We start from the raw sequence: 22,174 nt of genomic DNA, 5'->3' as shown, positions 1-22,174 counted from the left end.
ATGAGCGCGAACGAGTTCGACTACATCGTCGTGGGCGCGGGTTCGGCGGGCAACGTGCTCGCCTCGCGTCTCACCGAAGACCCTGACGTGACTGTGCTGCTGCTCGAAGCGGGCGGACCGGACTATCGTTTCGACTTCCGCACGCAAATGCCCGCCGCGCTGGCGTTTCCGCTGCAAGGAAGGCGCTATAACTGGGCTTACGAAACCGATCCCGAGCCGCACATGGACAATCGCCGCATGGAATGCGGCCGCGGCAAGGGACTGGGTGGATCGTCGCTGATCAACGGCATGTGCTACATCCGTGGCAATGCGCTCGACTATGACGGCTGGGCCGAACGAAAAGGCCTTGAAAACTGGACCTATTCCGATTGCCTGCCGTATTTTCGCAAGGCCGAAACCCGCGATGCCGGACCGAACCCGTACCACGGTGGCGACGGTCCGGTGCACGTGACGACCTCCAAACCGGGCAACAATCCCTTGTTTTCAGCGATGGTCGAAGCGGGCGTGCAGGCAGGTTATCCCCGTACGGATGACCTCAACGGATACAGCCAGGAAGGTTTCGGCCCAATGGACCGGACCGTGACGCCGAAGGGCCGCCGCTCTAGCACCGCGCGCGGATATCTCGACCGGGCGAAGGGCCGGCCGAATCTCACGATCGTCACGCATGCTGTTACGGATCGCGTCTTGTTCTCTGGAAAAAGAGCAATTGGCGTCGCGTATTTGCAGGGCGGCGAACGTATCACCGCGCACGTCCGCCGCGAGGTGCTCGTGTGCAGCGGCGCGATTGCATCGCCACAATTACTGCAACGCTCGGGTGTCGGCCGGTCGACGTGGCTGCGGGAGCTCGACGTCCCGTTAGTGCTTGACCTGCCGGGTGTCGGTGAAAATCTCCAGGACCATCTGGAGATGTACATGCAATACGAATGCCTCGAGCCCGTGTCGCTTTACCCTGCGCTGCAGTGGTGGAACCAGCCGCGGATCGGGATTGAATGGATGTTGAACGGCACGGGCATTGGCGCTAGCAACCAGTTCGAAGCGGGTGGTTTTATCCGTACACGCGACGACGATCTTTGGCCCAACATCCAATACCATTTTCTTCCTGTCGCGATCAATTACAACGGTTCGAATCCGATCAAGATGCACGGCTTCCAGGCGCACGTGGGTTCCATGCGTTCGCCAAGCCGCGGCCGCATCAAGCTGAAATCACGCGATCCGAACGCGCACCCGAGCATCCTCTTCAACTACATGTCGGACCCGCTCGACTGGCGTGAATTTCGCGACGCCATCCGCATTACCCGCGAAATCATGCATCAGCCGGCGCTTAAGAAATATCGTGGACGCGAGCTGCATCCGGGCGCCGACCTCACGACGGACGACCAACTCGACACGTTCGTCAGGCAACGTGCGGAGACGGCTTTTCATCCCTCGTGCTCGTGCAAGATGGGTTACGACGACATGGCGGTGGTCGATAACGAAGGCCGCGTGCACGGGCTCGAATCGCTGCGCGTGGTGGATGCGTCGATCATGCCGCTGATCGTGACCGGCAACCTGAATGCACCGACCATCATGCTGGCCGAGAAAATCGCTGACAAGATTCGGGGGCGCGAGCCGTTAGCGCGTGTTGATACGCCGTATTTCGTCGCGCATGGAGCGAAGGCACGCAAGGCGGAGACGGTTGCGGCGTTGTAATGAGTAACGCATAAAAGGGCATAGCGGCTTGGCAGCCGCTATGCCCTTTTATATTTAGTCGACTAGGAACACAGAGCTAGATCACCCCTCGATCCGGGCACGCGCAGCCGTCGCTATTCGTGCAATCGTCTCCGTGCTTAAGCGCTCCGCCACTTTGTGAACATACTCATGGTGACGCGGCTCCAGCGGCGCACCCAGGTACTGCGCATGCAGATAACGGATCAACGCAATACGCCGATGCCCGAGCACCAGACTGCGATCGAGCAATGCGAGCGCGGCGTGAGGATCATGCTGCTCGCACGCGAGCTGCGACAGCCCGGCGGCTTGAGCGCGTGTCGGCGTCATGGCGTTTCAGCGCTCGGTCAAAGCATGCGTCGTGTTCAACCCAGCCGACGCACGCCATGCCTCAAAATCCGTACGATGCCAGTCGAGTTCAACGCCCACGCGCCGCGTGCCTTCGCGAATCTTTGGCTTGTACAGCAGCAGCGTCAGCGTATCGAGCGCGGGCCATCGGGTGAACGACATTGCCGCTATTTCCACCGCCAGCGTTTCGAGCAAGCGTGTATGCGGCTTGCTCTCCAGATAGTCCGACACACCCGCGCACCAAGCTTCGTAATCAATCAGCTCGTGCGCGTTCTCCTCGGCCGGCACGCCTCGATAATGCAGGCTCGCGTCAATGGCAACGGGCTGCGGCGCCAGATGTTCCCGAGCGTACAAACCAATGCGCGTAGGCACGACAAGCTCATCGACAACGATGCGCCAGCCGCGCCCGCCCGGGCCCAATGCCCCGAATGATTCGTACGGTTTCACGACATCAGCGGCTCGGCCGCGTCGAGCATCATCTTCACGAAGTAGTCCGCAAAACTACGGCGGATCACGAGGTCGAAGCTGTTTTCACCGGTCGGCAACACCGTCACGGAGGACTTGAAGTAATGGCTTTGCGCACACTGGCCGACGCCGAACAAACGCGGATGCAAATCGAGCGGACAACCGCGCGCAAGCACATCACGCGTGCGCGTACCACTGATTTCGAGCACGGTGTAACCGCTACCGATATCGACGGCCGCTGCATACAATCCCTTAAACGCGTCGCGCAATCTGGCTTCCATTGGAGCCGCCTGCGTCGCGGAATGCGCGGTGGCCGAGCGCACCAGCCACTCGTCGGGACCGAGCCACATCAGGTCGTATCCATTGCCGGTCGCCGTTGTATTCGGCTTCTCCGGCGGCTTGCAACCAATCACACTTTCTACCGCCGCAACGAACGCGGCATCGCGCAAGTCACCCCGCAGGTTGACCAGTTCGAGGAACGGCCGCTCGACCAGACGAAACGCCTTCGACGCACTCGCCTGATGTTTTTTCAGCAGGCCATCCACCCCCACAAGCGGTGACTCCTGCCACGCGCCCCGCCCGATTGCGCGATCCACGACCGTCTGGTTGCTTCTATTTTCATTCCACATGTTGACGTGCTCCTTCGCTGTCGTAGAACACCGAGCTGGTGATTTTTGCCGGCATCTGCTTGCCGTTGGCGAGCGGGATCATCACCGACTCACCGATCTTGTCGAGACCACCCTTGATGACGGCCATCGCGATCGAGCGCTTTAAAATAGGGCTGAAATAACTGGAAGTGACGTGACCGAGCATGGGCGCGGTGTCGCCGGTGAACGGACCCGGTACGATCTGCGAGCCTTCAGGAATCACGAACGACGCATCTTCGGCCAGCAAACCGACAAGTTGCTTGCGCCCGGCCTTCGCCGTATCCGAGCGCGTCAGCGACCGCTTGCCGAGGAAATCCTTCGACTTCGCAACCAGACCGCCCATGCCCAGATCGTACGGGGTCATCGAACCATCAGTATCCTGCCCGACAATGATGTAACCCTTCTCCGCCCGCAGCACGTGCATGGTTTCCGTGCCGTACGGCGTGATGTCGAACTCGGCGCCAGCGGCCATCAGCGCTTCCCACACAGCACGTCCGACGTTCGCCGGCACGTTGACTTCGTAAGCAAGTTCGCCGGAAAAGCTGATCCGCATGATTCGTGATGCCGCACCCGCTACCGTCCCTTCGCGATAACTCATGAACGGAAACGCAGCGTTGGCGAAGTCGATATCGCGACAGACCTTCTGCAAGACCTTGCGGCTGTTCGGGCCGACGACCGCAAACGTCGCCCAGTGGTCCGTCACCGATGCCAACCGTACCCGCATGTCGGGCCATTCGGTTTGCAGCCAGCGCTCGAGCCACGTCAGTACGCGCGCGGCTCCGCCGGTGGTGGTCGTCATCATGTAGTGCTGGTCGGCGAGGCGCACGGTCACGCCGTCATCGAAGATCATGCCGTTTTCATCGAGCATCAGGCCGTAGCGGCACTTGCCGACTTCCAGCTTGCTCCACGGGTTCGTGTAGACCCAGTTGAGCAGCTTCGCAGCATCGGGACCCTGGATGTCGATCTTGCCCAGCGTCGATGCATCGAGAATGCCGACGCTTGTGCGCGTAGCCAGCGACTCGCGCGCAACGGCCGCGTGCATGCCTTCACCGTTCTTCGGGTAGTACCAAGGCCGTTTCCAATTGCCAACGTCCTCGAACTCCGCGCCGTTTTCCACGTGCCATTCGTGCACGGCGGTTTTGCGAACCGGATCGAGGAACTCGCCCAGTTCACGGCCGGCGAACGTGCCGAACGTGACCGGCGTGTAGTTCGGACGGAAGGTCGTGGTGCCGGTTTCGGGGATGGTCTTGTTCAGCGCCTGAGCCAGGATCGCCATGCCGTTGATATTGCCGAGCTTGCCTTGGTCCGTGCCAAAGCCCATCGCCGTGTAACGCTTCACGTGCTCGACCGACTCGAACCCTTCGCGGGCGGCGAGGAAGATATCGGCGGCGGATACGTCGTTTTGGTAATCGATAAATTGCTTAGGACCCCGTGTTGACAGCTCACGGCCACCGACGAGCCACAACGGCATGAGCGGCGCCTCACTGACCTCGGCCACTTGCACGGGTGTCGGGCGCGCCACGATCAAGCCTGCTGCACGCGCTGCGTCCACGCCGGCATCGACTGCGAAACGGATGGCCCGGGCGAGCGTGAATTCGCCGGCGCACGCGCCTACGCTGCTCTCGGCCTGCATCGCTTTGCCGGGTACGAAGCAGACCTTTTCGTCGTGCCAGTGCGCCTTGCCGCCGGACTGCGCGAACAAGTGCAGGATCGGGCTCCAGCCGCCTGAGACTGCGAGCAGATCGCAAGACAGGTCCGCTTGCTTCACGCCCACTGTGCCGTTCGAATAAGCGCTGACTTCAACCGACGCCACGCGCAACTTGCCATGCGCCACGGTAACCACCGAGCCATTCAGGACCTTCACGCCATAGCGTTTAGCCTGGCCCTGCAGCGCGCCTTTTTCGTCGGCGAGGCGCGGGTCGACTACCGTCACCTGCGCGCCTGCCGCTTTCAGATCGAGCGCGCATTGGTAGCCGCTGTCGTTGTTCGTGAACACTACTGCATTGCGTCCCGGCAGGACCGCATAGCGATACAAGTACGACGACACCGCCGAAGCCAGCATCACGCCCGGCAGATCATTGTTGCCGAACACAATCGGGCGTTCCTGCGCGCCCGTGGCAAGAATGACGCGCTTGGCTCGCACTTTCCACAGCAGTTCGCGCGTACCCTTGCGCATCGATACCGGCAAATGCTCGGTCAAACGCTGCGTGATGGTAATGAGGTTGTGGTCCTGATACCCGAACGCCGTGCTACGGCACAGGATCTTCACATCCGGCATCTTGCGCAATTCAGCTTCAATTTTTTGCGCCCACTTCAAGCCTGGTGCGCCATCGATTTCCGTGCGATACGACAGCAGCGAACCGCCGAGTTCCGGCTGGTCATCGACGAGAATCACGCGCGCACCTGACAAGCCGGCCGCATGCGCCGCAGCCAGACCCGAAGGGCCGGCCCCGACCACCAGCACGTCGCAATGCGCGAAGCACTTGTCATAGCGATCTGCATCGATGTGTTCCGGCGCCTTGCCGAGACCCGCTGCATCGCGGATCACTTCTTCATATTTCGGCCAGAACTTGCGCGGCCACATGAAGGTCTTGTAGTAGAAGCCAGCCGGAATAAACCGGGCGATCTTCTGGTTCACCGCCATGCGATCGTTCTCAATGCTCGGTTTGGCATTCACGCTGGTGGCCACCAGCCCCTGATACAACTCGATTTCGGTGGCGCGCGCATTCGGCACGGTATAAGCGCCGGTTTCGAGTTGAACGACGGCATTCGGTTCTGCCACGTCGGCCGTCACAATGCCGCGCGGCCGATGGTACTTCCAACTGCGCGCCACGAAATGCACGCCGTTCGCGAGCAGCGCGGAGGCAAGCGTATCGCCTTGATGGCCCTGATACGTCTTGCCGTTGAAAGTGAACGTGAGTGCGATGGCGCGGTTGATGCGCCCGCCCGTGGCGAGTCGGTCTTTCTGGCTCATTTCGGTTGTCCTTCATCTTTCTGGTCCATCACGGCAAGCGGCCGGGCGAACGTGTCATAGCCCTGAAATGCGTAGCTCACGGTGTCGCGTTGCGCCATGAACCAGCGGCGGCAGCCTTGTGTGTGCATCCATTGTTCGCGATGCACACCGCGCGGATTTTTCCGCATGAACAGGTAGTCGCCCCATTCTTTATCCGTGAGCTTTTCGGTGTCGAGCGGGCGCGCGATATCGGCTTCACCGCCGCACGAGAATTCACTTTCAGCGCGTGGACCACACCAGGGGCATTCAATCAGCAACATGGTTTATCTCCTGTGTGCCAGTTAGTGGGCGACGGCCGCAGCGCCGTGCTCGTCGATCAGATGACCCGTGTAGAAGCGGTCGATAGAGAACGGCGCGTTCAACGCGTGAGGCTCATCGTGCGCGATGGTATGGGCGTATGCCCAACCCGACCCCGGCGTCGCCTTGAAGCCACCCGTACCCCAACCGCAGTTGAAATACAGGCCCTTCACGTCGGTCTTGCTGATGATCGGGCACGCATCTGGCGAAACATCCACAATCCCGCCCCACTGACGATTCATGCGCACGCGCGAGAACACCGGGAACATCTCGACGATCGCCTCCAGCGTCCCTTCAATGATGTGAAAACTGCCGCGCTGTCCGAAGCCCGTGTATTGATCGACACCGGCGCCGATCACGAGGTCGCCTTTATCGGACTGGCTGATATACGCGTGCACCGCGTTCGACATCACCACCGTATTGACCACCGGCTTGATCGGTTCGGACACAAGCGCTTGCAACGGATGGCTTTCCAGGGGAAGCCGGATACCGGCCATATCGGCAAGCGAGGACGTATTGCCGGCAGCTACGACTGCTACCTTCTTGGCCTTGATGAAACCCTTGGTCGTGTCCACGCCGATCACCTGGCTGCCGTTACGGCGGATGCCCGTGACCTGGCAGTTCTGCACGATATCAACGCCCGCCTGATCCGCGCCACGCGCGAAACCCCAAGCCACAGCGTCATGACGAGCCACGCCGCCACGACGTTGAATGGACGCACCGAGCACCGGATAGCGGCTATTCAGGTTGATGGTCGGCTCGATCTGCTTGATCTGTTCAGGCGTAAGGAATTCCGCATCCACACCATTCAAGCGGTTCGCGTTCACCCGACGTTCAGTATCCCGAACGTCTTGCAGCGTATGCGCGAGATTCATCACACCGCGCTGGCTGAACATCACGTTGTAGTTCAGATCCTGCGAAAGCCCTTCCCATAACTGCATCGCTTTTTCGTACAACGCCGCCGATTCGTCCCACAGATAATTCGAGCGCACGATGGTCGTGTTGCGTGCCGTATTACCTCCGCCGATCCAGCCTTTCTCGAGCACAGCAATGTTGCGCACGCCGTGTTCCTTGGCAAGATAGTAGGCAGTCGCGAGACCATGCCCGCCGCCGCCGACGATCACCACGTCATATTCCTGCTTGGGCTCCGGGCTTTTCCACTGGCGTTCCCAGTTCTCGTGATACGACATGCCGTTGCGCAACAGGCTGAATATCGAATAGCGGCTCATGGTGTTTCCTTAAACTTGTTGATGTTGCAAAAGCGCTTGGAAGCTATGGTGCAAACCTTACAAATCAGCACTCGATGACGTTCACGGCCAACCCGCCGCGTGACGTCTCCTTGTATTTCGTCTTCATGTCCGCGCCGGTTTCGCGCATGGTCTTGATCACGTTGTCGAGCGACACATAGTGCGTACCGTCGCCCTTCATCGCCATGCGCGCGGCGTTGAGCGCCTTGATCGCACCCATCGCATTGCGTTCAATGCAGGGGATTTGCACCAGCCCGCCAACCGGGTCGCAGGTCATGCCGAGGTTATGTTCCATGCCGATCTCGGCAGCGTTTTCGACTTGCGTCGGCGTGCCGCCCATGACGGCGGCAAGCGCTGCTGCGGCCATCGAACACGCCACGCCAACCTCGCCCTGGCAGCCCACTTCCGCGCCGGAAATCGATGCCGTTTCCTTGTAGATGATCCCGATAGCCGCCGCCGTCAGCAGGAACGTGACAATGCCCTCGTCGGTCGAGTTGTGCATGAACTTCACGTAGTAGTGCAGCACCGCGGGGATCACGCCGGCTGCGCCGTTCGTGGGGGCGGTCACTACGCGGCCACCGGCAGCGTTCTCTTCGTTCACGGCCATTGCGTAGAGGTTGACCCAGTCGAGCATGGAGAGCGGATCGCGCAACGACTCTTCCGAATGCTTGCGCAACTGCGCGGAGAGATCCGCTGCGCGACGCTTCACGTGCATCGGGCCGGGCAATTCGCCGCGTACCTTGCAGCCACGTTCCACGCACGCCGCCATGACGCGCCAGATTGCAAGCAGGCCGTCACGCACTTCACGCGCCGGCCGCGATGCGGATTCGTTAAGCATCGTGATCTCAGCAATCGATAAACCCGTCTCGCGGCATACGCGCATCAGGTCGTCGCCCGTGCGGAACGGGTGCGGCACGCCACCGCCCGCTTGCACGCCGTTCACGCGCGTGCCCTCGCTGTTGATCACAAAACCGCCGCCAACCGAGTAGTACTCTTTTTCGACGACGAGCTGGCCGTTTTCATCGAAGGCCTGAAAGCGCATGCCGTTCGGATGCACGACGCTCGACCCCGGCGCGCCCGGCAATAGCTTGCGAAAGAAGCCGATATGCTCGCGTTCGTCGAATTTGATCTGGTGCTTGCCGAGCAGGTTCAAGCTCTTGCACTCGCGGATCTCCCGCAGACGCGGTTCGATCGCATCCGGATCGATCGAGTCGGGGAGATTGCCTTCGAGTCCAAGCAGCACGGCTTTATCGGTCCCGTGGCCCTTGCCGGTTGCGCCCAGCGAGCCGAACAAATCCACCCGCACGCGACGCACGAACGCCAGCAGGTTCGCGTCCTCGATATGCGAGGCAAAGCGGCACGCTGCGATCATCGGGCCGACCGTATGCGAACTTGACGGACCGATACCGATCTTGAACAGATCGAAAACGCTGACGTTCATGAGGTGCCTTGTCGGTGGACTGCATGGGATTTCACTAGGTAGCCATTGCACCGCACGCCAATTTCCGCTGATAGAACAAAAACGGCATGCACGTGGGATGGCGGCGTCAGTACGGCAACAGAAGTTGATGACGAGGCGCTTTAGCGATGATCGGCGGCGAAAATTGGCGGACAGCGGCGCGTAGTGGGCCGAGTAACCCGGCGACAGGGTGGTGGCACGACACATGCTGAATAAGCTGATGAGCAAGCTTGTGAGCGTCCGCTTGCCCGCTTTCAACAACCTATGGGCGTCTCCTCGCCCGTCTTATAGAAAGGAAACCAGGCATGAAGCACTTCTCAATGGCATACGCGATCGGCGCCGTACTTTGCATCTCGAGCACGGCTTTCGCCCAAACCAACCCGCCGAGCTCCAGCACCGGCTTACAGGCCGGTGACAACGCTCAGACCACCAACCAGTCGGCGGGAACGACGGCAAATCCTGGCATGTCGCAGCATAAGAAAATGAAGCACGCCAAGACTTCATCCACAGGAAGCAAAGCCGGCATGGGCACCGCGACGCCGGGCGGTCCAGGCGCTCCGGTGACAGCTAGCGGTTCGGGTAGCTAAGCGCCACGTGGCGCTTATTTCGATCTTGGAATGCGGGGTGATGAAACAAATCGGGTAGAGAAGAGAGATGAATTGCGAGCCGGAAATTCGGCGCAAAATTGACGTGTCGGCGGTATACAACACTTTCAGCGCAGGTCTTATTTACCCTTACAGGGTTTAAGAAACGCTGATATACACTGTGACGGCATTTCCGAATGCGCTTGAATCAACCGGTCATCAAACTCTCGCCCATCAGGTTCGCCCCATGAACAATATTCTGAAGAAAGTCCTCGCGGTCTTTATTGTTGCCGCTGTCATTGTGCCGGCCGTGTCGTATGCAAAGCCGCATCATCACCACAAGTACACGAAGGCCAAGCACGTCGACCACACCGCTCATTAATCGAGCTGCTCAGCCAGTATTAAGTTTGTACTAAACCAGTGTTGATGCTTTAAGAAATAGCCGGGCAGCCAGCCGGCTATCGGAAACGGCTTGTCCTGACCAGGACAAGCCGTTTTCCGTTCCGGACTGCGTGCAAGGCTTATCAAATCCGCCGCACCACCAGAGCACCACCGGTGGCGTCACGATAGCCGCGTAAATCCGGGTATATCAAACCGGTTAATGACGGTGATATGCTGATTGATTACCGGGCCGCCATGTCGCCCGTCACCTATGGCCCGAATGACGGCTGCACATCAATGGCAAGCGCATGAATCCCGCTGACCTTCTGCCCCCTCAATCGCCCGACACGGCGTCCAAACAGCGCATCCGTTTCGGGATTGTGTTGTTGCCAAATTTCACGTTGACGGCGTTTTCCGGCTTCGTCGATTTATTGCGCCTGTCGGCCGATGAAGGCGATTTCAGCAAGCCGGTGCGCTGCTCGTGGAGCGTGATTGGGGAAACGCTTGCGCCAGTGCGGGCGAGTTGCGGCATCCAGATCACGCCTTGGGAAACCTTCGAGAAGGCTGAGCCCTTCGACTACGTGGTGGTCGTGGGTGGCTTGCTGCATTCCGGCGCGGGCGCAAGCGATGCCACGTTGCAGTTCATTCGCCGCGCCGCGACCACGGACGCAACGCTGGTCGGCATTTGCACGGGTGTGTTTTCCCTGATGCGGGCCGGCGTGCTGGAGGGTTATCGCATTTGTGTGAGCTGGTTCCACTACTGGGATTTTGTTGAGCGTTTTCCCGGTGTGAATGAGGAGATGCTAGTTGCGGACCGTTTGTTCGTGATGGATCACCGACGCATTACTTGCTCGGGCGGACGAGCGTCGATTGATGTTGCGGCGGCAATCCTGCTGCGCCATTTCGAAGCGGCCACGGTGCAAAAGGCGTTGCGTATTTTGCTGGTGGATGACATGCAGAAGGGCAACGCGCCGCAGCCGCATCCGCCGGGACTTGCGCCTGCCACGCACCCAAAAGTGAAGCGGGCAATCCTGCTGATGGAGCAGCATGTCGGGCGTTCGTTGACGCTCGATGAACTGGCGCACAAGCTGGATTTATCTACGCGTCAACTGGAGCGTTTGTTCAAGGCGGAGACCGGCAAGGCGCCGCAGGCTTATGCGAAGCAGGTGCGGTTGCGCACGGCGGCCTGGTTGCTGACGAGTTCAGACAAGACGGTGGCGGACATTGCATCGAGTTGCGGTTTCTCCGATGCGTCGCATTTGGGGCGGGAGTTCAGGAAGCAATTCGGGCTTCCACCGATCATGTATCGCGACCAGCGTGGCACGGCAACGCCCGACGATGCCGCGAGCGTGGCGACGCTCGACCTTGCCGCAGATTTCGATGAGACTTTTCCGGGGCGGGCCCAGGCGATTTAGCGGTTCTCGTGCGCGCCAGCAGACCCCGTGGTCCACCGGCGCAAACAAAATTTACTGCGCTGCTACATAAGCCTTCACAGCCGGTAGCCCATCTTTCCCGTCAAACGTCTTCACGCCCGCCAGCCACTTGTCCAGCACAGCCGGATTCGCCTTCAGCCACTGCTTCGCAGCAACATTCGGATCGGTCTTGTTCATGATCGGCGTCATCACATGATTCTCGATGTCCGTCGAAAACCGCAGGTTGTCCACCAGCTTCGCCACATTCGGGCAGCGCGCAGCATAATCCGGCGGCGTCACCGTCAGCACCTTGGCCTCGCCATAGTTCGGCCCGAATACATCGTCGCCGCCGCTCAGATAATCAATCTTCATCGACACGTTCATCGGATGCGGTTCCCAACCCAGGAACACAATCCACTTCTTCTCACGAATCGCCCGGCCCACTTCAACCAGCATGCCCGCTTCGCTCGACTCGACCATCTTGAACTTGCCCAACCCATACTGATTCGAATCGATCATCTTCTTGATCAACGCATTGCCGTCATTACCCGGCTCAATGCCGTAGATCTTGCCGTCGAGCTTGTCGTAGTTCTTGGCAATATCGGCGAACGACTTCAGGCCGCCGTTATACGCATAGTCCGGCACCGCCAGCGTGTATTTCGCGCCCGTCAGGTTAGGCGCCGCCAATACCTTGACTTGGCCCGCTTTCTGAAACGGCTCGACAATAGGGTCCATCGTCGGCGACCAGTAACCCAGGAATACATCGATCTGCTTGTTCTTGATACCGGCGAACGTGATAGGCACCGACGCAATGGTCTTCGTCGGTTTGTATCCGAGGCCCTGCAGCACGGTGGTCGCCAGACCCGTGGTCGCGGCAATATCGGTCCAGCCCACATCGGCGAAACGGACGTTCTGGCACGTGGCCGGATCAGCCGCAAACGCGCCGCCGGACATCGTGACATTCAGCAAGACAGCCAGCGCGCACGACGACGCGATTCCGTGAAGTTTCATGATTCTCCCTATTTTGGAACTGCCAGACACGACGATGCCGCGCCCTAATGAGCGCAACACGTCTGAAAGTGGATCATCAAGCCGATTGCCTGCGCTCAATACTCGGCGCGTGGCCAAACTGCGCGCGGTATGCCTTGCTGAAATGACACGGTGAGTGAAAACCGCAAACGGCCGTCACACGTGAAATTGATGCATCGGTATTGCGCAACAACTCACGCGCCCGCCGCAGTCGCAACGTGAGGTAGTAATGCGTCGGCGAAACACTCAGGAACATCTTGAACATCCGTTGCAAATGACGCTGCGAAAGTTTCACCAGCCGCGCAAGCTCTTCCAGCGACAGCGGCTCTTCGATATTCGCCTCCATCAGCCGCACTACTTCAATCAATTCGGCACGCGAAAACCCGACGCGGGCATCAACAGGAATGTGCTGGTAATCCGTCGTGCCGCGAATGCGCTCCACGATGAACTGCTCGGAGACCTGCGCCGCATGCGCCTGACCCAGCCGCTGGCCAACCAGGTTCAGCATGAGGTCAAGCGGCGCGGTCCCGCCCGTGCAAGTCACGCGATCACGGTCGATCACGAAAAGTTCATCGGCGAATCGCACGTCAGGGAAACGCTTGTGCAACGGCGACATGTCCTCCCAATGCACCGTGCATCGATACCCATCCAGCAAGTTCGCCGCGAGCAACGCATACGCGCCCGTGCACACGCCACCAAGCGGCACGCCTTGCGCCGCGACGTGCTGCAGCAGCGCGATCACCTTTTCATCCACGTAATCGCGCACATGCCACCCCGCGCACACGATCAGCACGTCCGGCATGCCCGCTTCGGCCAGCGTTTTCGTTGGCTTCACGGTGATGCCATTGCTCGCCCGCGCCGGTTCACCGTCCGGCGTGATTACCGACCACGTATAGTGCTCGGCCCGGCCGACATAGTTCGCCATGCGTAACACTTCGATCGCGCTGGTGAACGCGATCATCGAAAAATTAGGCAGCGTCAGGAACCCGAAGTGCGCCAGCTTCGATAGCGGTGAATTCTCAGGAGGATGAATCCTGTCCGGCACCATCGCGTCGCGTTTCATCGGGTTTTTATCCTTGGGCCGCAGCCTGATTTAGTCGCTCACTCTATTTTGCTAAAAACTTTAATGCTTAGCCCTGCTGTGTAGCCGGTGCGCGGCGCACACGCATCACGCTGCGAATTCCCGACAACAGCGGCGCCCGCGCCATACCCGGCGACCGGCCAAAGCTTTCCGTGATGCGGTCAAGAATGATCGCGAGCAGCACCACCGACAAGCCGCTCTCAAATCCAAGCCCGATATCCAACCGCTGAATACTCGCCAGCACGTCGTTGCCGAGACCGCCGGCACCCACCATCGAAGCGATGATGACCATGGACAGCGCCATCATGATGGTCTGGTTGACGCCGGTCATGATCGACGGCAGCGCGTTCGGGAACTGCACCTTGTAAAGCAGTTGCCACGGCGTGCAGCCGAATGCCTGCCCCGCCTCCACGATCTCGCGGTTCACATGCTTGATGCCCAGCGACGTCAGGCGCACAGCAGGCGGCATGGCAAAGATAACCGTCGACAAGATCCCCGGAACGCGGCCAAGACCGAACAGCATGGCGGCCGGAATCAGGTACACGAAGGCCGGCATGGTCTGCATCAGGTCGAGCACCGGACGCACGATTGTCTCGATGGCCTTGCTCTTGGCCGTCCAGATGCCAAGCGGAATGCCCAGCAGCAAGCTGATCAAGGTGGCGGACAGCGTGAGGCCGAGCGTGATCACCATCTCGTCCCAGAAGCCGGTGGCGTAGATCAGCAGCAACGACAGCAACGTGAATAGCGCGAACCGCCAGCCAACGCGCCACAAGCCGATGCCGACGAAGATCGCCATCATCAGCCACATCGGAATGGACTGCAGGCCGTGTTCGATCAGTGCAGCGAAGCTCTCGATGACTTTACCGATTGCGTCGAAGGTGTTTGCATCGTGGTCGAGCAGGTATTTGACACCGTGATCGACCCACGTACCGAGCGGGATAATTTCAGACATGGGAACCTCGATGCCGAGTCAGAGCCTTGAGAACATTCGTCTTGTTGACCGAACCACAATACGATCCGTCCGCCTCGACCACCGGCAGCGGTGCACGGCTGGCGACCACCCGGCTGACGACAACGTCAAGCGGCGTGGTGCGTTGGATGCATTCGATGAGATTGATTTCCGGCGATGCCTGGCCAACCGCATCGCGGCACACGAAACCGCGAATCTTGCGCTCGTGGTCCATCACGAACGCGTAGTCGGCGCTGCCGTTGAGCGCTTGCGAAACGCTTGATGCATCGATCTGCGAACCGTGCTTCATCAACGGCACCACGTCCGTCTGCATCAGGTCGCCGGCGGTCAGGTAGCGGCTGGTGTCGATCCCTTCGAAGAACGCGCGCACGTAGTCATCGGCCGGGTTCGAGATGATTTCCTGCGGCGTACCGATCTGCACTACCTTGCCGCCTTCCATGATCGCGATGCGCGTACCAATGCGCAGCGCCTCCTCCAGGTCGTGCGACACGAACATGATCGTGCGCTGCTGTTCGCGCTGAAGATCGAGCAGCACGTTCTGCATTTCCTTGCGTTTGAGCGGATCGAGCGCGGAGAATGCCTCGTCCATGATCATCAGCGACGGGTTCACGGCCAGCGCCCGCGCGAGACCCACGCGCTGCTGCATCCCGCCTGACAACTGCGCCGGCAGCTTCTGCGCGAATGGCGCCAGACCGACTTGCTCGAGCACGCCCATCGCGCGTTTCTCGCGTTCCTTGCGCCCGATGCCTGCGACTTCAAGCCCGAACGCGGCGTTCGAAAGCACCGTGCGCTGCGGCATCAGTGCGAACGACTGGAACACCATGCTCATGTCTTTCCGGCGCAGCGACGTGAGTTCGGAGCGCGGCACGGACGCCACGTCGCGGCCATCGATCAGCACCTTGCCGGCGGTCGGTTCGACCAGCCGGTTGATGAGGCGGATCAGTGTCGATTTGCCCGAACCCGACAGACCCATCAACACGAAAATCTCGCCTTCCTTCACTTCGAAGGACACGTTATGGACGCCGACAATCTGTCCGGTACGGGAGAAAACTTCTTCTTTCGTTGCGCCGCCGGCAAGCATGTCGATCGCCTGCTTCGGGCTCGTGCCGAACACCTTGCACAGGTTTTCGACCACGACCTTGTGGGAATTCATCGAACGCTCTCCTGGTTGGCGGACGTGCGTCCGCGCTCTGCATACATAGTTGCCAGAAAAAAGTGCGGGTTGCCGACTATTTCCGACGCTCACATGTGGAAATACGACACTCCGATTTGCCATTTTTGGCAGATGGAAAGCCGGAGGCTTATGGGGCAAGGGTTTGCGAGCAGTGCTGAGCCGATTTAGGCGCTTTTTTACATGTCGCGCTGGAGCAAGTGGACAGGAATTTCGTTAAGTTTTTTGGGGTTTCCGAGGCGTGTCGTCCAGGTTGCGGGCACGAATACCGTCCGGCTCATCATATTCCAGGAATGTGGCCGGATGGACGATGTCGGGTTTTGGCTGCTTTGCAGCGCTTGGGAACAGGGCGCGGCGAAACGAGGGCGGTCAAGAATTAGCGGCTATTGCCGTTAACCCTTGATATTCCCTACGTCTCGTTCATCCAGTTCATCCATGCCTCTATTCAACATCCGCCGGGCAAGTGTCGGCGCGAAATTCGCCATCCTCGCTTGTGCGCTCGCGGCTACGGTTGTAGCCGGGTTTACCATCGCGGTCACGCATCTGGCCGGTCAGCAAATCAATGCACAAGCGCTCGAACGCATGGACGACGACAGCCGCGCGATCGGCACCATGATCCGTCTCTACGACAAAGCCGTCAGCGCCGAAGTCGAGCGCTACATGACGCTGTTCTCGAGCTTCCTGCCCACTGACTTCACGCTCGATGAAACGCAGAAAGTGGATATTGGCGGCGTGGCGACACCCACGTTCAAGGCCGGCGACACGCCGATGAACCTCGATTTCTCGATCCCCGATCAGTTCCTCGACCGCAGCGGTGCAATCGCGACCGTGTTCGCGCGCACCGGCGACGATTTCGTGCGTGTGACGACATCGTTGAAGAAGCAGGACGGCGCACGTGCGATCGGTACGCTGCTCGACCGGAAGAGCCCGGCGTACGCGCCCATGCTCGGCGGGAAACGCTTTATCGGCATGGCAACGCTCTTCGGCAAGCAGTACATCACCGAGTACAAGCCGGTCACCGATTCGTCGGGACGGGTCATCGGCGCCTTGTTTGTCGGCGTGGACGTCACGCCGGAAATTGCAACGCTGCAGCAGAACATTCGCGACCTGACGATCGGCCAGAACGGCTACTTCTTCGTCGTCGATGCATCGAACGGACCGAATCGCGGGAAGCTGCTCGTGCATCCGGGCCTGGGTGGTGCGGGTGCCCCTGCCCCGCTCGCCGATGAACGGATCGCGCCGTTCAAGCAGATGCTCGACGCGAAGGAAGGCCGTCTTTCCTTCGATGCCCCCGAGATTCCCGACGCCGCCGATCCCAAGGTGCATGGTGGAGCGAAGGAGGTCGTGTTTCGCACGGTGCCGGAATGGCAATGGCTGATTGGCGGGATTGCGTATCGCGATGAATTGCTCGCGGAAGTGCACGCCACGCGCAATCGCTTCCTGCTGATCGGGCTGATCGTGATCGCCGCGTTCGTGGCCGTGCTGCTCTTCGCAGTGGCCAGGCTGGTCGGCCGGCCGCTCGCGGAACTCACGCAGGCTTCCGAACGCATCGCGGCGGGCGATCTGAGCGTGCGGCTCGGGACCACGCGGGAGGACGATATCGGCCGGTTGATGATTGCCATCGACGGGATTGCGACCGGGCTTGCGCGCATCGTGACGCAGGTGCGCAGTGCATCGGCGGATATGTCTGACGGCACGGGGCGGATTGCAGCGGGCAGCAGCGACATCTCGCTGCGCATCGCGACACAGGCCAGCAGTCTCGAAGAAACGGCGGCAAGCATGGAGCAGATCACCTCGACCGTGCAACAGAACGCCGCCAACACGGCGCAGGCGGATCAACTCGTGGCGTCGGCATCTGAAGCCGCGCGCGCCGGTGGCGAAGCAGTCGGCCGCGTGGTCGCGACGATGGGTGAAATCGATGCGTCCGCACGCAAGATTTCAGACATCACGTCGGTGATCGAAGGCATCGCGTTCCAGACCAACATCCTGGCGTTGAACGCGGCAGTGGAAGCCGCGCGAGCCGGGGAGCACGGCAGAGGCTTTGCCGTGGTGGCGTCGGAGGTGCGCGCGCTGGCTCAGCGCAGCTCGGCCGCGGTCAAGGAAATCGAGGCGCTGATTGCGGAGTCGGTCGGCCGGGTCGCCGATGGTTACCGGATCGCGGAAGAAGCGCGCGGCACGATGAACGGGATCGTGGAACGCGTCGCGCGGGTGAACGCGATCATTGGCGAGATCAGCGTGGCGTCGCGCGAACAATCGAGCGGCATAGAGCAGGTGAACCTTGCCGTGTCGCAGATCGGCGAAGCGACTCAGCAGAATGCGGCGCTAGTCGGCGAAGCGGAGCAATCGACTGCCGGCTTGCATGAGCAAGCCGAACAGTTGAGCCGCGCGGTGAGCGTGTTTCGGCTTTAACTGCGAGCGGGGGCACAGCGGATGATCCGAACGCCCCCGCCCGGAATAAATGCCGCCCCTGGGAACATGACTAGCCCGGCCGGAACATCTCGAACATTTCGCCGATACCCGCGTAATCCCCGCGGTAACCCGCACGCATGATGGGCTGCGCAGCGGCGGTATCGAAGAGACCGTCCTTCAGGAACTCGCGCCGGATATGCACGCCAACCACTTGCCCGAGCGCGAGCCAGTTGTTCATCGGCGTGCCGTCCAGCGACTTCAGCCGGATGATCTGCAGCAACTTGCATTCGAGCGCGGCCGGCGACTCCGCCACATGCGGCACGGCCACATTCACGCCCGGCGCTTTCGTCAATCCCGCCAGCTCGAATTCATCGATTTCACGCGGTACGGTCGCGGATGTCAGGTTCATCTTTTCGGCGAGCGGCTTGCTCGACAGATTCCACACGAACTCACCGGTCGCTTCAATATTCGCGATGCTGTCCTTGCGCCCCTCGCTCGAGAATCCAATGATGTGCGGGAACGAAGCGAACGCGCCGAAAAAACTGTAGGGCGCGAGGTTCACGTGCCCGTGCGGATCGCAGCTCGAAATCCAGCCGATCACTCGCGGCGCGACGATCGCCTTGAACGGGTCATGGCGAAGCTTGTGGCCTTCGTCGGGATTGTAGAAATGAACCGCGTTGCTATCGCTCATGAGTGCTTTCCGGTCTTCTTGGCAGTGTGGTGAATCAGGCGCTTGCGCCCGTGTTTGACTCGCGCATGGTGGGCGTCGTCCCATTCATAAAACCCTTGCCCGCTGCGCACGCCCGTCCGCCCTTTCTGCACGTGCGCGCGCATCAGTTGCAACACGTCTTCGTCCTTCGCGAGCTCGGGCATCAGGTGTGTGCCGATATCCAGCAACGTATCCAGGCCGCCGAGATCCGCGCTTTCCAGCGGTCCGACCATGCCATAGCGCCGGCCGAGTGACGCCTTCATTACCGTGTCGACGACCTCCGCCGTCGCGGCGCCCGAACGCACAATGGCAAGCGCTTCGCGCAGTACGGCAAACTGCAGCCGGTTACCCACAAAACCCGGAATCGCCTTCGTCAGCACAACCGGTTCCATGCCGATCGCCGTCATCAGTTCAGCCGTGCGGCGCGTGACGTCGGGATCCGTTTCAGTGCCGGGCACGACTTCAACCAGAGGAATGGTATGCGGCGGATTCCAAAAGTGTGCGATGACAAAACGTGCCTTGTTTTGCAGTACTTGCGCGAGTAGATCGGGCGGAAAGCCGCTCGTGTTGCTGGCAAAAATAGCGTCGTCCCGCAGCAGCGGTTCGAGCGCCCGGTAGGTGCGGTTCTTCAGTTCGAGCACTTCGGGAATGGCTTCCACGATAAAACCCGCCGTGGCCACCCGCTCCAGTTGATCGGTAGTTTCAATACGCGCGAGCACGTCCGCTTTATGGTCCGCAGTGAAGACGCCGGCGTCGATCAATTCGTCGAGGATCGCTTCCGCTTTTCCATGCACCGATGCAAGTCGTGCGGCGTCTATGTCGTGAACAATGGTCGGATAGCCGTGTAGCGCCGCCTGCGTCGCAATGCCGACGCCCATCAAGCCGCTGCCGACTACGCCGATAGTGATTTGCTTCAAATTTTCCTCGCAATGCTTAGATTCCAAACTTCGATTCGATGGCCCGTTCAGGTCCGTTCGGGCGCCAAAGGGACATCTCGAAGCTGTCCGATGCGGCTTTCAAGGCCGCGTCACCCAAGGATAGCGCAGCGCCTCCAATCGCGCGGGGCAGCAAATGGCCTATGACTTGTAGCGGTTCGGCCGGCGTGCTCTGACCAGACACACGTGATAGACGAAAAAAAAAGCCGACTTCCCTTTCGGGAAGCCGGCGTTTACAACGCGGTTCTGTAATCGGCTCGATCAGCCGTGATCGTGCCCGTGGTCGTCGTGGTGATACGCGTGCGACGGACCACGATCATGCGGGTGATGGCGCATCCATTCGTCGCGCTGCCAGTAACGGTGGCCGTCCCAATAACGGTCGCCATGCCAGCCGAGGTTGATCACCACGGCGGCCTGCACCATATGCGGTTGCGCATAAGCTTGCTCGGGCACGGGCCCGTGGATCATTCCGTTATCGACTTGCGCGAACGCAGTTGTCGCGGTCAAAAGCGCGCCACCGGTCAGCAACGCAGCCAGGATCGAGCGTGAGGTGTTCATGACTATTCTCCCTTTTCAGCTTGATTTCGTTAAGGACGCGCGGCCAGTCAAAACAGTGTGCCGTCAGGTGCCGCGTCGTTGAAATCACTTTAGCTGGGCGTAAAGTTGCACGACGTGAGCGCTTGTAAGTGTTCGTATCAATGAACTTAACGCGCTGGGATTGCCTCGGAATATTTCAAATCGCTGATTTCATTCGCTTTTCCGTCGATTTGACGAACCAGCCTGGCACTATTTCGCCCAGTGGCGTGTAAGCAATGAAAATATGAAACCGCAAATTGGCCGAGTCGAGCGCCAGGAGAGCAAACGGGAAGGTGATCAGGAAAGCTTGCGCCGAGCGGCGCTGGAGAGGAATGTCGCGCAAAAGCGACGTGATGGTCATAGTGACAAATATGACGATCGGTAAAACCATTGAGCTAGAAAAACTACATAATCCACAACGATGAAAGCAGGCGAACCGCACTACGAAAAAACCTTGTCAAGCACAAACTGACAACTTCAGTTTTCTCCGCAGTCCGCACTGCCTTCCTTACAGCTCACAGACGGATACCCATGATCGTGCCGCGCGACTTGCGAACGCGCTCTGCTTCTTGTTGACGCGCTTGGTACGAGTAGTCCGAATCCATCGGAAGATGCGGGGATTCGAACAACGATGCGAATTTTTGCAGCAATGCGAAGAGGTAGCTCATGTAAAACTCCTGGTAGGTTGTCAAGGGTTATCCCTTAGATGTCATTATAGGGTTTTCACTAGCTTATTTCTAGTGCAACGCACCATTTCTTTGGTAGTTTTTCTACATAATTGTGTTTCCGCCACACTCGGAGGTCGCAGTCGCGTCTTAAATCAGTAGGAATTACTGAGTTTCAGGGCCATGCGGGGAGCGGGGACACGGGGCGAGAAACGGAGCGCGCAAAAACATCCGATATTTTTGGCTGAGTTCATATCGACTTTCATGCAGTAGCCACCCGATTACCGGCATCCACCATTTGATAAGCCAGGCCATGTTCCGCCTTCGCAACCTTCACCGGCAGTCTCGACAAGCGGCAAGCCGCCGCACCAAAGCGTTCTCCCGAATGCTCGATTCCATTACGCGCCACCGGCCCGTCTGGATGGTTTCGTTCGCGTTGAGTCAGGCCGATTTGTCCGAAGGGCTGAGAGCAGCATTCGCGTCGACCGCCATGCTGCTCCTCGGCAACCTGTTGCACATGCCCGAGTTCTCGTGGGCGGCCATCGGCGCGTTCTGGACCTGTCTCGCCGATGCCGCCGGCTCGAACCGCATGCGATTCGCGTCCATGACGGGCTTCGCGGTGCTGTCAACCGTATGTGGCGGACTGACCGCGTATGCGTCCGGTGTAGGTATCGTGGCCGCCGCCGTCGCCGTTCTGGTCTTTTCATTTCTCGGTGCGCTGGGGCGTGTGTGGGGCGCTGCGGCCGCCCAGGTTTCCATCCTTGCTGCGACTGCCTGTGTGGTGATGGTGGACAAACCCATCCATGGATCACGCGACGAGTTGCGTTTCCTCGCGCTCTACTTCGCAGGCTGCCTCTTCGCGACGGCACTCAGCTTTACCGTGTGGCGGATTCACCCGTTCGGCGCAAGCCGCGCGGCCATGCGATCGGCGTATGCAAGCCTCGCGGACATCGCCGGCGACGGCGCGCGGCTGCTCAAGCGCGAAAGCGCGGGCTTCGGGGATTGGGCCTCGCACGCCTCACGCTTTCGAGGCAAGGCGCGCAGCGACATCGAATTGGCGCGCAAGGCGCTT

21 protein-coding genes and 1 pseudogene are annotated in these 22,174 nt (G+C 60.0%); 6 read left to right on the top strand and 16 right to left on the bottom strand.

Features of this window, described 5'->3' with window-relative positions; all coding sequences use genetic code 11:
• Positions 1–1,689, top strand: coding sequence for a choline dehydrogenase (betA, locus tag JWR14_RS29660; protein ID WP_299716354.1), 1,689 nt, complete (start codon positions 1–3; stop codon positions 1,687–1,689).
• 81 nt (positions 1,690–1,770) lie between these two features.
• On the opposite strand, the gene JWR14_RS29655 is transcribed toward betA, so the two are convergent.
• The 7 genes from JWR14_RS29655 to JWR14_RS29625 all read right to left on the bottom strand — a co-directional run bounded on the left by JWR14_RS29655 (position 1,771) and on the right by JWR14_RS29625 (position 9,162).
• The gene (locus tag JWR14_RS29655; RefSeq protein WP_299716351.1) at positions 1,771–2,034 is read right to left on the bottom strand and encodes a hypothetical protein; all 264 of its coding nucleotides are present in this window, start codon (positions 2,032–2,034) and stop codon (positions 1,771–1,773) included.
• 6 nt (positions 2,035–2,040) lie between these two features.
• Positions 2,041–2,499, bottom strand: a complete 459-nt coding sequence (locus JWR14_RS29650; RefSeq protein WP_299716348.1) for a dihydroneopterin aldolase — start codon at positions 2,497–2,499, stop codon at positions 2,041–2,043.
• Positions 2,496–3,146 (bottom strand): sarcosine oxidase subunit gamma, encoded by a 651-nt coding sequence (locus JWR14_RS29645; protein ID WP_299716345.1) that lies wholly within the window; start codon positions 3,144–3,146, stop codon positions 2,496–2,498. Before JWR14_RS29645 ends, JWR14_RS29650 begins: the two co-directional genes overlap by 4 nt.
• Entirely contained in the window at positions 3,136–6,138 is a 3,003-nt protein-coding gene (locus JWR14_RS29640; protein ID WP_299716342.1) for a sarcosine oxidase subunit alpha family protein, read from the bottom strand. Before JWR14_RS29640 ends, JWR14_RS29645 begins: the two co-directional genes overlap by 11 nt.
• Complete coding sequence (locus tag JWR14_RS29635) at positions 6,135–6,437, bottom strand: sarcosine oxidase subunit delta (protein WP_299716339.1); 303 nt, start codon at positions 6,435–6,437, stop codon at positions 6,135–6,137. Before JWR14_RS29635 ends, JWR14_RS29640 begins: the two co-directional genes overlap by 4 nt.
• 21 nt (positions 6,438–6,458) lie before the next feature.
• Positions 6,459–7,703 carry a sarcosine oxidase subunit beta family protein gene (locus tag JWR14_RS29630; protein WP_158937033.1) on the bottom strand — a complete coding sequence of 415 codons (1,245 nt, stop codon included), beginning with the start codon at positions 7,701–7,703 and terminating at the stop codon, positions 6,459–6,461.
• A 64-nt stretch (positions 7,704–7,767) separates the two neighbouring features.
• On the bottom strand, positions 7,768–9,162 hold the full coding sequence (locus JWR14_RS29625) for an L-serine ammonia-lyase (RefSeq protein WP_299716328.1): 1,395 nt from the start codon (positions 9,160–9,162) through the stop codon (positions 7,768–7,770).
• A 323-nt stretch (positions 9,163–9,485) separates the two neighbouring features.
• Here JWR14_RS29625 and JWR14_RS29620 point away from each other — a divergent pair, with 323 nt between their 5' ends.
• From JWR14_RS29620 to JWR14_RS29610, 3 genes are all read left to right on the top strand, one after another.
• On the top strand, positions 9,486–9,767 hold the full coding sequence (locus JWR14_RS29620) for a hypothetical protein (RefSeq protein WP_299716325.1): 282 nt from the start codon (positions 9,486–9,488) through the stop codon (positions 9,765–9,767).
• Positions 9,768–10,011: 244 nt separating this feature from the next.
• A complete protein-coding gene (locus JWR14_RS29615) occupies positions 10,012–10,146 on the top strand; it encodes a hypothetical protein (RefSeq protein WP_299716322.1) in 135 nt (44 codons plus the stop codon).
• Positions 10,147–10,453: 307 nt separating this feature from the next.
• Positions 10,454–11,560, top strand: coding sequence for a GlxA family transcriptional regulator (locus JWR14_RS29610; RefSeq protein ID WP_299716319.1), 1,107 nt, complete (start codon positions 10,454–10,456; stop codon positions 11,558–11,560).
• Positions 11,561–11,611: 51 nt separating this feature from the next.
• Here the strand turns inward: JWR14_RS29610 and JWR14_RS29605 are convergent, their stop codons facing one another.
• The 4 genes from JWR14_RS29605 to JWR14_RS29590 all read right to left on the bottom strand — a co-directional run bounded on the left by JWR14_RS29605 (position 11,612) and on the right by JWR14_RS29590 (position 15,790).
• Positions 11,612–12,568 (bottom strand): choline ABC transporter substrate-binding protein, encoded by a 957-nt coding sequence (locus tag JWR14_RS29605; protein ID WP_299716316.1) that lies wholly within the window; start codon positions 12,566–12,568, stop codon positions 11,612–11,614.
• Positions 12,569–12,644: 76 nt separating this feature from the next.
• Positions 12,645–13,649, bottom strand: coding sequence for a GlxA family transcriptional regulator (locus tag JWR14_RS29600; protein ID WP_299716313.1), 1,005 nt, complete (start codon positions 13,647–13,649; stop codon positions 12,645–12,647).
• A 67-nt stretch (positions 13,650–13,716) separates the two neighbouring features.
• On the bottom strand, positions 13,717–14,619 hold the full coding sequence (gene choW / locus JWR14_RS29595) for a choline ABC transporter permease subunit (protein WP_299716310.1): 903 nt from the start codon (positions 14,617–14,619) through the stop codon (positions 13,717–13,719).
• Positions 14,612–15,790, bottom strand: a complete 1,179-nt coding sequence (locus tag JWR14_RS29590; protein ID WP_299716307.1) for a glycine betaine/L-proline ABC transporter ATP-binding protein — start codon at positions 15,788–15,790, stop codon at positions 14,612–14,614. Before JWR14_RS29590 ends, choW begins: the two co-directional genes overlap by 8 nt.
• Before the next feature lie 453 nt (positions 15,791–16,243).
• On the opposite strand from JWR14_RS29590, the gene JWR14_RS29585 reads away from it, so the two are divergent.
• Positions 16,244–18,217, top strand: a complete 1,974-nt coding sequence (locus JWR14_RS29585) for a methyl-accepting chemotaxis protein (RefSeq protein WP_299716304.1) — start codon at positions 16,244–16,246, stop codon at positions 18,215–18,217.
• Between the two features lie 70 nt (positions 18,218–18,287).
• Here JWR14_RS29585 and JWR14_RS29580 read toward each other — a convergent pair whose 3' ends face one another.
• From JWR14_RS29580 to JWR14_RS29560, 5 genes are all read right to left on the bottom strand, one after another.
• Positions 18,288–18,908: a flavin reductase family protein gene (locus tag JWR14_RS29580; RefSeq protein WP_299716301.1), complete on the bottom strand. Its 621-nt coding sequence runs from the start codon at positions 18,906–18,908 to the stop codon at positions 18,288–18,290.
• Complete coding sequence (locus JWR14_RS29575) at positions 18,905–19,843, bottom strand: 3-hydroxyacyl-CoA dehydrogenase family protein (RefSeq protein ID WP_299716298.1); 939 nt, start codon at positions 19,841–19,843, stop codon at positions 18,905–18,907. Before JWR14_RS29575 ends, JWR14_RS29580 begins: the two co-directional genes overlap by 4 nt.
• Before the next feature lie 279 nt (positions 19,844–20,122).
• Positions 20,123–20,419, bottom strand: coding sequence for a hypothetical protein (locus tag JWR14_RS29570; RefSeq protein ID WP_299716295.1), 297 nt, complete (start codon positions 20,417–20,419; stop codon positions 20,123–20,125).
• Positions 20,420–20,594: 175 nt separating this feature from the next.
• Positions 20,595–20,828, bottom strand: a complete 234-nt coding sequence (locus JWR14_RS29565) for a hypothetical protein (protein WP_299716292.1) — start codon at positions 20,826–20,828, stop codon at positions 20,595–20,597.
• A 124-nt stretch (positions 20,829–20,952) separates the two neighbouring features.
• On the bottom strand, positions 20,953–21,105 hold the full coding sequence (locus JWR14_RS29560) for a hypothetical protein (protein ID WP_174254643.1): 153 nt from the start codon (positions 21,103–21,105) through the stop codon (positions 20,953–20,955).
• Between the two features lie 382 nt (positions 21,106–21,487).
• On the opposite strand from JWR14_RS29560, the pseudogene JWR14_RS29555 reads away from it, so the two are divergent.
• Positions 21,488–22,174 (top strand): annotated as a pseudogene (locus tag JWR14_RS29555) (FUSC family protein); the annotation flags it as partial.

This window comes from Caballeronia sp. (genome assembly GCF_028292365.1).
GTDB lineage: Bacteria > Pseudomonadota > Gammaproteobacteria > Burkholderiales > Burkholderiaceae > Caballeronia.
Note: the sequence above shows the minus strand (reverse complement) of the source record. Positions and strands in the feature narration are given on the sequence as shown.